This is a genomic window from Stenotrophomonas sp. HMWF023 (genome assembly GCF_003060985.1).
GTDB lineage: Bacteria > Pseudomonadota > Gammaproteobacteria > Xanthomonadales > Xanthomonadaceae > Stenotrophomonas > Stenotrophomonas lactitubi.
In genome coordinates this window covers 53,261-53,557 of sequence record NZ_QAIJ01000259.1, presented here as the reverse complement: position 1 = coordinate 53,557, position 297 = coordinate 53,261, and the positions used below count along the sequence as shown (strand labels likewise).

The window sequence follows — 297 nt, the reverse complement described above, 5'->3', positions numbered from 1 at the left end:
GGTGCCGAGCATCCAGGCGCGCGGATCACGCACCACGTCGGTTTCGAAGTGCACGACCTGGCACTGGCCATGCACGCCGGCATCGGTGCGGCCGGCGCAGACCACCTGCAAGGGGGTATCGGCCACCGATGACAGGGCCTGTTCCAGGCTGGCCTGGACACTGGGTCCGCCCTCGCCCAGGTTCTGCCATCCCCTGAAATCGCTGCCGTCGTATTCGACGCCGAGCGCGTAACGCATGTGCTACCTCGATGTTGCGGGTGGGGCGGCGCTCAGGCCGGGTCGCGCTCGGACCAGACC

At 68.7% G+C, this 297-nt stretch carries 1 pseudogene; it reads right to left on the bottom strand.

Annotation, left to right across the window (positions count from 1 at the left end):
- Positions 1–237 (bottom strand): annotated as a pseudogene (locus tag DBR20_RS14875) (tRNA pseudouridine(38-40) synthase TruA); the annotation flags it as partial.
- Between the last annotated feature and the right edge of the window lie 60 nt (positions 238–297).